Genomic DNA, 10,602 nt, shown 5'->3' with positions numbered 1-10,602 from the left:
ACATTTCAGCGCTCGAATTTTAACAAATGCACCGGAATTTCGGCTTGACCCGAAATTAACTTATTTAAACCAGAATTCATCCTCTATATTAAGACAGGATAAAGATATTAGTTCTTAACGACTAGAAAAAACCAGACAACTTCAAAGAAAACATTTCTTTCATCATACCCGGCACGCAATCAGTTTTCCACTCATTATATATGAGTAATATATCCCACATAGTATCCGAGGTAATGATAAATAAAAAAGCAAACGTGATAATCACGTTTGCAATATATAATAACTTACATAATTAAGCGTATGAATGGAGTCCTTCAAAATTGGCAACCAAATCAGGATTAATCTCCAACGCTCGCTTCAGATCGTCAGCAGCACCAATATAATCGTGCAAACGATGTTTCACCCCACCTCGCTGTTTGTATATTTCAGCAAAATCAGGTTGTGCCTCTATCACTTCATCGTAAAGTACCAGCGCCTTATCAAGACGTGACGTCTGCTCAAAAAGTCTTCCTAAACTCAATACGGCTTCACGATTGAAAGGATTATTTGCCATAGCTTGTATATAGGCTATTTCAGCCGTTTCGATATTACCGATATTGGTCAATGCATTACCATGCATCACCCAAAATTCATCATTGTCCGGAAAAAGCTTCGTCAGTACTGCTGTATCTTCCAAAACTTCGCGCCATTGCCCCATCTCAGCAAGTATTTCAGCACGTAAATGACGTGCTTCCACATAGTCCTCGTGTAAAGCTATGGCTTGCGTGAGAAAAGCGATAGCCGCAAAATCATCTCCTTTTCCATGAGCGGATTCTGCGGCCATGTATGGTACACGGGCATCATTGGCATGTGATGCCAGCAAACCGGAAACAGAGCGGTGCATGGCTTCATAATCACCAGTTTTGCCTTGCACCTGCGTGAGCAGCAATTGTATTTCGAAATTATCTGGCTGTTCCGCCGCAAGAGTTATAAGTAAGGGCAATGCTTCTATGTAATTCTGCATGCGAAGACGGGCTTCTGCCAAAAAACCGATAGTTTGGATGTCGCTGGCGTTTATTTCGAGAGCTTCTTCAAAACATTGTGTAGCGAACTTCGTTTCACCCATTCTCATGGCACGCACACCATCATCGCGTAAAGTTTGAAACTTGCGATTTTCTTTCTTTTCTCCCTCATCATCGGCTGCAACCTGTGCCGCACAAAAGAACTTCTTGAACAGGCCCATATTTTTATTTAATATAACGAAAAATAAAGCGGGCAGACCGAAAAAAGAAATTCTCATTACTAAGTTTCTCTGTATGTCTGCCCGAAGTTATTTTCAAATCTTATGATTTATCCATAAATTACATTACCATTTTCATCTTCATAAGGAGTCATATCCTTGGCATATTGGTTCATAGCCCGAAGACTCATACCCATACTTGAGAAACCGCCATCGTGGAAAAGATTCTGCATGGTAACTTTTCTAGTAAAATCAGAGAAGAGAACCACACAATAATTGGCACATTCTTCTGCAGAAGCATTGCCTAACGGCGACATTTTATCTGAAAAATCCATCATATTTTCGATATCCTTAATGCCTTTTCCTGCTGTAGTGGGTGTGGGTGACTGAGAAATTGTGTTAATGCGCACTCCTTTTTCACGACCATAAATATAACCAAAGGAGCGGGCTATGCTCTCAAGCATGCTTTTGGCATCAGCCATATCATTGTAACCAAAGAACGTACGCTGAGAAGCCACATAAGTAAGGGCAACAACAGAACCACCCTCTGCAATGGCATCCTGCTTCTTGGCTACTTGCAACATTTTATGGAACGATATAGCAGAAATATCAAGTGTTTTCTGCAAATAGCCATAATCTAAATCATCATAAGTACGATGCTTACGTACATTAGGACTCATACCTATAGAATGAAGTACAAAGTCTATTTTACCGCCAAGTTTTTCTACACTTTCAGCAAAAACTTTTTCAAGATCCTCCACACTAGTAGCATCTGCTGCAATAATCGGTGCATTAAGTTGCTCCGAAAGTTCGTTGAGTTCACCCATACGTAACGCCATCGGTGTATTGCTGAGCGTTATCATTGCGCCTTCTTCTACAGCCTTTACTGCTACCTTCCAAGCTATGGATTCTGAATTTAAAGCGCCAAATATAATACCGCGCTTGCCTTTCAACAGATTGTGAGTCATTGTTATAATATTTAATCTTATAAATTTACACCAAGAAAATCGGCACAAAGATACAAATTTTGTGCAACACTAACAAATCTTTTACAGGAAGTATTACTTGTAAAGATAAACATGAAACTTTACCGAATAAAAACAAAACTTTCCACAAACCATCTCAACAAAAAATCAATCAAGCTATACTCAAAAGTTCCACATCAAAAATGAGAGTAGAATTACCCGGTATTTGCCCTATAGCACGTTTGCCATATCCGGCTTCTGAAGGTATATATATGATCCAACGGTCTCCCACATGCATGCGAGGCAATGCTATTTGCCAACCGGTTATAACATCTTTCAATCGGAATGCAGCGGGACATTTGATTCGACGGGTATCATCAAATATACGGCCATTGATTAGAGTTCCTGTATAATGCACACTTACCACACTACGGATATTAGGTTGCCGACTCACACCTTTACCTTCTGCCACGATACGATAAAACACACCACAGGGCAATTCTTTTATATCTTCCTCTTTCCGTAATGCCGCCAGAAAATCGGCGTTCTTCTGCAAATATTCTGTTTTCTTTGACATAAATAAAAAGAATAAAATCAATTAAGAAAGCAAGTGGCGGATAAAGCATCCGTCACGCCGGCATACCAAAACTATTACCGACCGGCTACTTTATCCGCCACCTATTCTTTTTCGAAAAATCTTATGCGTTGCGTTCAATATAGGCTACGATATCACCTTTGCTGACATGAGTACCCTGCTTAGCATTAATCTCAACAAGCTTACCGCCAAGAGCTGCCGGGATTTCGAGTATCTGACCGTGATTATTTTCAATATAGCAGAAAAACTCTCCTTCCTTATATTCTTTTCCGATAAATGGCTCTATGCTTTTGACACATTCGGCATCACCACCGATTTCCCATAACAACGTACCACTTTCCGGGGCCACAATAGCATCAGCCTTAGCATGCTTTAGAGCTGCAGCCTCCTCAAGAGACATGCCTGCCGCACCGGCCTTATCTTTTGCAGCCTGCAAATCAGCAAGGAAACGCTTTTTGGCTGCGCCACTCTTATAATCGCGGTATTGTGTCTCATGCATGGCAAATTCAAATAATTCTTCGTCATCCTGGCCACGTTCCCAACCATTTTCTTCCATTTCCTTGATAAAACGGTCAAGTTCGTCAGGATAGTAGCTCTGCGGGTCAGCGTCAGTGAACTCAAACCCTTTCTCCTTAGCCAACTCAACAATCTCAGGAGCAACTTCACCTGGCAACTTACCGCTCTTACCCAAAATCATACCCCAAATGGCATTGTCCATCATTGAATAGCGAGGTTTGCCCATCGAATCAGTCAAAAGATTCATTAATGCAATATTTTTTACATATTGGGAGAATGGGGTCACAAGCGGGGGATATCCCACACGTGGCCATACATAAGCAACCTCATCAAAGAGACGTACCAACAAGGCATCTTCGGAAAGAGGGTCCTTACCATCTTTCACACGATTTCCGTTAATCGCACTCATCACACCGGTAAGATCGGCCATCATTGATCCCATCATACCGCCCGGCAACCCACAACTTAACAAAAGAGAAGACATGAGTTTGTTGCCGTTATTCATAAAATATCCGAGGAAATCATCAATAAACTCCTGAGTCAGTTTTCGGGCTTCCATATAAGCGTCCATATTGATCTCAGGCACATCGAAACCAGCATTCTTCAGCATGCTCTGAACAGAGATAATATCCGGATGAACCTTACCCCACGAAAGCGGTTCGATTGCCGTATCAATAACATCGGCACCGTTACGACACACCTCAAGAATCGTAGCCATGGAAAGCCCCGGGCCACTGTGGCCGTGATACTGAATAATAATTTCAGGATGCTTATCCTTTATCATTTTTGTCAGTTTGCCGAGCATGGCAGGCTGTCCGATGCCCGCCATATCTTTCAGGCATATCTCCGGCGCACCGGCCTCTATGAGCTGCTCAGCGATACCTGCGTAATATTCTGCTGTATGAATGGGCGAATTAGTAATACACAACGTAGCTTGCGGTGTCATCCCCCCTTCAAGAGCATATTTTATGGAAGGAATAATGTTACGCACATCATTCAAACCGCAAAATATACGGGTTATGTCTACACCTTGAGCATGCTTCACCTTATACATCAACTTACGCACATCGGCTGGTACAGGAAACATGCGCAAAGCATTAAGACCACGATCGAGCATGTGTGTTTTAATACCAACCTCATTAAAAGGCTTAGTAAATGCACGGACAGCCTGATTGGGGTTTTCGCCATAAAGGAGATTAACTTGTTCAAAAGCCCCGCCATTAGTTTCAACACGGGAAAAACACCCCATCTTTATTATCACGGGAGCAATACGTTCCAACTGATCCTTACGAGGCTGAAACTTACCGCTGCTTTGAAACATGTCACGATAGACAAGACTGAATTGTATTTTACGTTTTGTCATACTTATATTATAATATGAATATTTCAGTGATTAATGTTCACTTCTCAAGTGTTGCTCAAAATTTCGAGATTTGAGCAACGGTACAAAAATACGACTTTATTTTGAAATGCGTAACGGAATATGACGTTTTTAAACATTATGAATCATACCCTTTCGCATCTTCCATTTAATTAGACCTGAAATCCTTTATACACAATACTACCTAATTATAAACCGGCCCGGAAACATTATTAACAGATTCCGGGCCGGTTTGTTTTCCTTTTCTATCCTTTAGGACAAAAACGCTATCGGTTATTACATACGCTCATGGAATGAACGACTGATTACTTCAAGCTGATGTTCGCGACTCAGCTTTATAAAGTTAACTGCATACCCACTCACACGGATAGTGAGCTGCGGATACTTCTCAGGATGTTCCATAGCGTCTTCAAGCATCTCACGATTCAGTACATTCACGTTAAGATGATGCGCTCCTTTTGTAAAGTAACCATCCACCATAGTTACCAGATTTTCAACACGTTCCTCCGGCGTAGGACCAAGAGACTTGGGTACAATAGAGAACGTATTGGAAATACCGTCCTGAGAGTCGCGGTAACGCAACTTGGCAACAGAGGCCAAAGAAGCTACGGCACCACTTTTGTCACGTCCATGCATAGGATTGGCACCCGGCGCGAAAGCAACACCTTTCGCACGACCGTCAGGAGTAGCACCAGTCTTTTTACCATACATCACGTTAGATGTGATAGTAAGCAATGAGAGTGTAGGACGGGCATTCTTATAAACAGGAAGTTTCTTCAACTCTTCCGTAAAGAAATATACGAGATCCACGCCCAAATGGTCTACGCGGTCATCATTATTACCGAAACAAGGATACTCACCCTCTATATCAAAGCCTTCAGTCAGACCGATTTCATTGCGACGAGCCGTAACTTTAGCATATTTAATGGCCGAAAGAGAATCAAGTACAATAGAAAGACCGGCTGCGCCATAAGCTATATTGATACGCGGATCGGTATCGACAAAAGCCATCTGTGCCTTTTCATAATAATACTTGTCGTGAATATAATGAATGATATTCATAGCCTCATTATACACACGGGCTATCTGCGTAAGCACAAGCTTGTAATTCTCCATCACTTCCTCAAAGCTGAGTTGGTCGCTCTTGAGTTCGGGGATACCTTCCACCATAAGTGTACCGGTATTTTCACAACGTCCGCCGTTAATGGCAAGCAAGAGAGCCTTAGCCAAATTACAACGGGCACCGAAGAACTGAATCTGACGACCAATATCCTGGAACGATACACAGCAGGCTATGCCGTAGTCATCGCTGTGACGCACCTCGCGCATGAGGTTGTCATTTTCATACTGAATGGAGCTGGTATCCACCGAAACACGTGCACAGAAATCCTTGAAACCCTCAGGCAACTCGGGACTCCACAGAACAGTAAGGTTGGGTTCGGGTGAAGGACCCAGATTGTAAAGCGTCTGCAGGAAACGGAAAGAGGTTTTCGTCACCTTGGTACGTCCGTCGTTGAGACGGCCACCAATAGCTTCCGTCACCCATGTAGGGTCTCCGGCAAAAATATCATTATAAGCCCCCATGCGGAGATGACGAACCATGCGGAGCTTGATAACAAACTGGTCAATCAGTTCCTGAGCATAAGTCTCATCAATAAGACCATGCTTCAGATCGTGCTCTATATAAATATCAAGGAACGACGAAACATTGCCCAGCGACATCGCAGCACCATCCTGTTCCTTTACAGCGGCAAGATAAGCCATATATACCCATTGTACAGCTTCTTGTGCCGTGTAGGCAGGGCGGCTCAAATCAAGTCCATAATACTCGCCCATCACCTTGATTTCCTTCAACGCCTTAATCTGTTCGGCCACCTCCTCGCGCAAACGGATGCGGGCATCAGTCATCGGGCCTGTCAGTTTTTTAGCGTCCTCCTGCTTGGCTTCAATAAGACGGTCTATACCATAAAGAGCCAAACGACGGTAATCGCCAATAATACGTCCGCGGGCATAATTATCAGGAAGCCCGGTAAGGAAGCCCAACGAACGGAAACGGCGGATTTCTTCCGTGTAAACATCGAACACACCATCGTTATGAGTTTTACGGTAATGAGTGAAAATGTCTTTCACTTTAGGATTAACCTCCACGCCGTTTTCAGCACAAGCCTTTTCCACCACTTTAATACCTCCGAAAGGCTTGATGGAACGCTTCAGCAACTCATCCGTCTGAAGACCAACGATAAGTTCATTTTCTTTATCAATATATCCCGCCTTATGCGATGAGATAGTAGACACTGTGTCTGGGTCGAGAGAGCGGACGCCATTATTGGCACGCTCTTCCTCAAGAGCCTTAAGGCAAATACTCCAGATTTTCTGAGTACGCGCCGTGGGACCTTGCAAGAAAGAGGAATCACCTTCATACGGAGTGATATTCTTGCGTACAAAATCTGTAACATTGATACCCTGGCTCCAAGCGCCGTCAATAAATTGATTCTGTATATCCATACAATTTAAATATTTGTAGGTTTGTAAATGAGGCTGCAAAGATACTAATTTTTATTAAACCGCCAAAGACAACTAATGAAAAGAGAATCATAAAGCCATGATTTTCAACAAAGGCGCATGAGTCGCATACTACAAGTAAATAAAAATCATTATAGAACAATAATTATTACAATCTTTTCAGAAAAACAAACAATCAAATACAACAGACAGCCCAAAGCGGTTCAACCACTCTCTTTTATTAAACTGTAGAAAAAGTAAAAACAAAAAGAGCCAACTTTCGAAAGTTGACTCTTAACTGTGTACCCCCGAAGGGAATCGAACCCTTATCAAAGGAACCGGAATCCTTCATTCTATCCATTAAACTACAGGGGCTTAATCACTTTCACCAGAAAATACCCATCCAACTTGGGCATCAAACCTTGACGCCTAAAGCCTCAATCATTCCGCAACCCTTTTAAACAGGCGCTCCCACTCATGAAAGCAAAGCAGTGCAAAGTTAAGTATTTTATCTGACATATACAATGAAAACACCGCTTTTTATTAATACACCACAGAGAACGAAATAATCAAGCTAGTGATTTACTGATTTTTCTAAAAATCTCTTCCCCTGTTTACAAGAATTGGAAACTTAAGATCCATGTGGAAAGGAAAAGACCATTTCCAAGGAATAAAAAATGGGGCGCTATTTCACAATAGACCCCATATTCCCGGCGAAAGGGGATTTCACCGAGTAATGACACCGACGTGCTTCACAACATGGAGGTGCCTTTAGAAAATATGTATATGCTATGAAGTTTTCATTTTAACAACCACCGGCACAGCGAGGTTTTATCTGCTTGAAGAAATCGTTGCCCTTATCATCGACTAGGATAAAGGCCGGAAAATCTTCCACTTCGATCTTCCACACGGCTTCCATGCCGAGTTCGGGATATTCCAGACATTCAATGCTCTTTATGCTCTGCTGGGAAAGAATGGCAGCAGGCCCGCCAATGGATCCGAGATAGAAGCCTCCGTGTTTCTGGCAGGCATCCGTCACCTGCTGAGAACGGTTGCCCTTGGCTATCATCACCATAGATCCTCCGTTAGCCTGGAAAAGATCCACATAGGGGTCCATACGTCCGGCTGTAGTGGGCCCCATTGAGCCGCAAGCCATGCCTTCTGGTGTTTTAGCCGGTCCGGCATAGAGCACGGGATGGTTCTTTATATATTCAGGTAATCCTTCGCCACGGTCAAGGCGTTCCTTGAGCTTGGCATGAGCAATATCGCGGGCCACAATTATAGTGCCGTTGAGACTTACGCGGGTGGACACTGGATATTGGCTCAGCGCCTGGCATATTTCGGCCATCGGTCGGTTCAGATCGATGCGTATGGCCTGACCTTCGCCGGCTTCGCGCAATGCTTCAGGAATGAGACTGCCGGGGTTGTCGTCCATTTTCTCCACCCAAATGCCGTCCTGATTGATTTTACATTTGATATTGCGGTCGGCCGAACAGCTAACCCCTAGCCCCACGGGACAGCTGGCACCATGACGCGGAAGACGGACTACGCGGATGTCGTGGGCAAAATATTTGCCGCCGAACTGGGCGCCGAGTCCAATGTTATAAGCCTCCTCAAGGAGTTGTTTTTCAAGTTCCACATCGCGGAAAGCACGACCTGTTTCATCGCCTGTAGTAGGCAGAGTGTCGTAATAATGAGTGGAAGCGAGTTTTACGGTCAATAGATTTTTCTCTGCTGAAGTACCGCCGATAACAAAAGCGATATGATAAGGCGGACAGGCAGCCGTGCCGAGCGTTTTCATTTTTGAAACAAGGAATGGCACGAGTGTTGCGGGATTAAGTATAGCTTTGGTTTCCTGATAAAGATAGGTCTTATTGGCAGAACCGCCACCTTTTGTCACACAAAGAAAGCGATATTCCATGCCATGAGTGGCCTCTATGTCGATTTGGGCAGGAAGATTACACTTTGTATTCACCTCATCGTACATTGTGAGAGGAGCGTTTTGGGAATAGCGCAGATTTTCCTCCGTATAGGTTTTATAAACGCCCTTTGATATGGCCTCTTCATCACAAAAGCCGGTCCACACCTGCTGTCCTTTTTCGCCATGGACGATTGCCGTACCGGTGTCCTGACAGATAGGCAACTGACCTTTTGCCGACACTTCGGCGTTGCGAAGGAAAGTGAGGGCAACGTATTTATCGTTATCGGATGCCTCCGGATCGGTCAGAATTTTAGCGACCTGCTCGTTATGCGAGCGGCGCAACAGAAAGGACACATCACGGAAAGCCTGGTTTATCATCATAGTCAGACCTTCGGGCTGTACTTTCAGAATGGGATTGCCTTCGAAATCGCCAACGGAAACATAGTCCTTAGTCAGCAAATAATACTCCGTCTCATCCTTTCCGGTCTGAAACATGGGAGCATACTTAAATTCGGGTGTTTGAGCCATAATATATAGTATTTTTAGCAGACGAATAACGAATTACGGATAAACGGCAGACAAATGCTGGCAACCGGCCGCTTGACGGAGAATCATATCACCCCAAGAAGCCAGTCTGCCTGCCGGCTGTTGTCACTTTCCCCATTCTGCGGGATTTCTGCGCCATTCTCCCAGCATAGAGACATGCTCAGGCTTGATGTAGCCCGTGGCAAGAGCCACGTCAACCACGGCTTCGTAGTTGGTCAGTGTGGTAAGTTCCACACCGGCAGCGGCAAAAGCTTCTCCGGCAACGGGGAAGCCGTAAGTATAGGCCGCCACCATGCCCACCACCTCGCAACCATGGGCACGCAAAGCCTCTACGGCCTTCAGGCTGCTGCCGCCGGTCGAGATGAGATCCTCTACCACTACCACCTTCATACCGGGTTGGAGGTCACCTTCAATAAGGTTGGTCATTCCGTGGTCTTTGGCTTTGGAGCGCACATAGGCAAAAGGCAGACCGAGGGCATCGGCCACCAAGGCGCCTTGCGCGATGGCTCCTGTGGCAACGCCGGCCACGGCTTCGGCTTCAGGATATTTTTCGGCTACCAGACGACTGAGTTCGAGCTTCACAAAACTGCGCAAGGCGGGAAACGCCAACGTCTTACGGTTGTCGCAGTAAAAAGGCGACTTCCAACCGCTAGCCCAGGTAAAGGGCTGTTCGGGTTGCAGTTTGATGGCTTTAACGTTTAACAGCTTTTCGGCAAATATTTTCTCTAGTGTACTCATAAATCTTTAAATGGTCTTTATTTATGTTCACCGCAAAATTACATTTTTTTCCCTAACCGGTAACACTTATTCCACGATTTTATTTCCTGTCAATTATATTTTATATTTTTCAGGCCGTCCACTCTTCAAGAAGACTTATCAACTTTAACATTTTTAACCTTTCAAAACATTTTCAGGACATGAAATACAGGCCGTAACAGGGAGAATCTGAAAAGTCCG

7 protein-coding genes and 1 tRNA gene are annotated in these 10,602 nt (G+C 44.2%); all 8 read right to left on the bottom strand.

The features are described from left to right. Positions 1–292: 292 nt before the first annotated feature. The 8 genes from C5S62_RS00570 to pyrE all read right to left on the bottom strand — a co-directional run bounded on the left by C5S62_RS00570 (position 293) and on the right by pyrE (position 10,383). Positions 293–1,222 carry a lipopolysaccharide assembly protein LapB gene (locus C5S62_RS00570; RefSeq protein WP_172486210.1) on the bottom strand — a complete coding sequence of 310 codons (930 nt, stop codon included), beginning with the start codon at positions 1,220–1,222 and terminating at the stop codon, positions 293–295. 107 nt (positions 1,223–1,329) lie between these two features. Continuing rightward, the gene (locus C5S62_RS00565; RefSeq protein WP_104403607.1) at positions 1,330–2,187 is read right to left on the bottom strand and encodes an enoyl-ACP reductase; all 858 of its coding nucleotides are present in this window, start codon (positions 2,185–2,187) and stop codon (positions 1,330–1,332) included. A 169-nt stretch (positions 2,188–2,356) separates the two neighbouring features. Beyond that, complete coding sequence (locus tag C5S62_RS00560; RefSeq protein ID WP_104403606.1) at positions 2,357–2,761, bottom strand: FKBP-type peptidyl-prolyl cis-trans isomerase; 405 nt, start codon at positions 2,759–2,761, stop codon at positions 2,357–2,359. A gap of 121 nt (positions 2,762–2,882) precedes the next feature. Beyond that, positions 2,883–4,658, bottom strand: coding sequence for an oxaloacetate decarboxylase (locus C5S62_RS00555; protein ID WP_104403605.1), 1,776 nt, complete (start codon positions 4,656–4,658; stop codon positions 2,883–2,885). Between the two features lie 294 nt (positions 4,659–4,952). Next, complete coding sequence (gene pflB, locus C5S62_RS00550; RefSeq protein ID WP_104403604.1) at positions 4,953–7,181, bottom strand: formate C-acetyltransferase; 2,229 nt, start codon at positions 7,179–7,181, stop codon at positions 4,953–4,955. 300 nt (positions 7,182–7,481) lie between these two features. Beyond that, positions 7,482–7,553 (bottom strand) — tRNA-Arg (locus C5S62_RS00545). Between the two features lie 430 nt (positions 7,554–7,983). Then, positions 7,984–9,627 (bottom strand): fumarate hydratase, encoded by a 1,644-nt coding sequence (locus C5S62_RS00540; RefSeq protein ID WP_104403603.1) that lies wholly within the window; start codon positions 9,625–9,627, stop codon positions 7,984–7,986. A gap of 123 nt (positions 9,628–9,750) precedes the next feature. Next, positions 9,751–10,383: an orotate phosphoribosyltransferase gene (gene pyrE, locus C5S62_RS00535; protein ID WP_104403602.1), complete on the bottom strand. Its 633-nt coding sequence runs from the start codon at positions 10,381–10,383 to the stop codon at positions 9,751–9,753. Positions 10,384–10,602: the final 219 nt, after the last annotated feature.

It is taken from the genome of Prevotella sp. MGM2 (genome assembly GCF_002933955.1).
GTDB lineage: Bacteria > Bacteroidota > Bacteroidia > Bacteroidales > Bacteroidaceae > Alloprevotella.
This window is presented reverse-complemented; position numbering and strand designations above follow the sequence as displayed.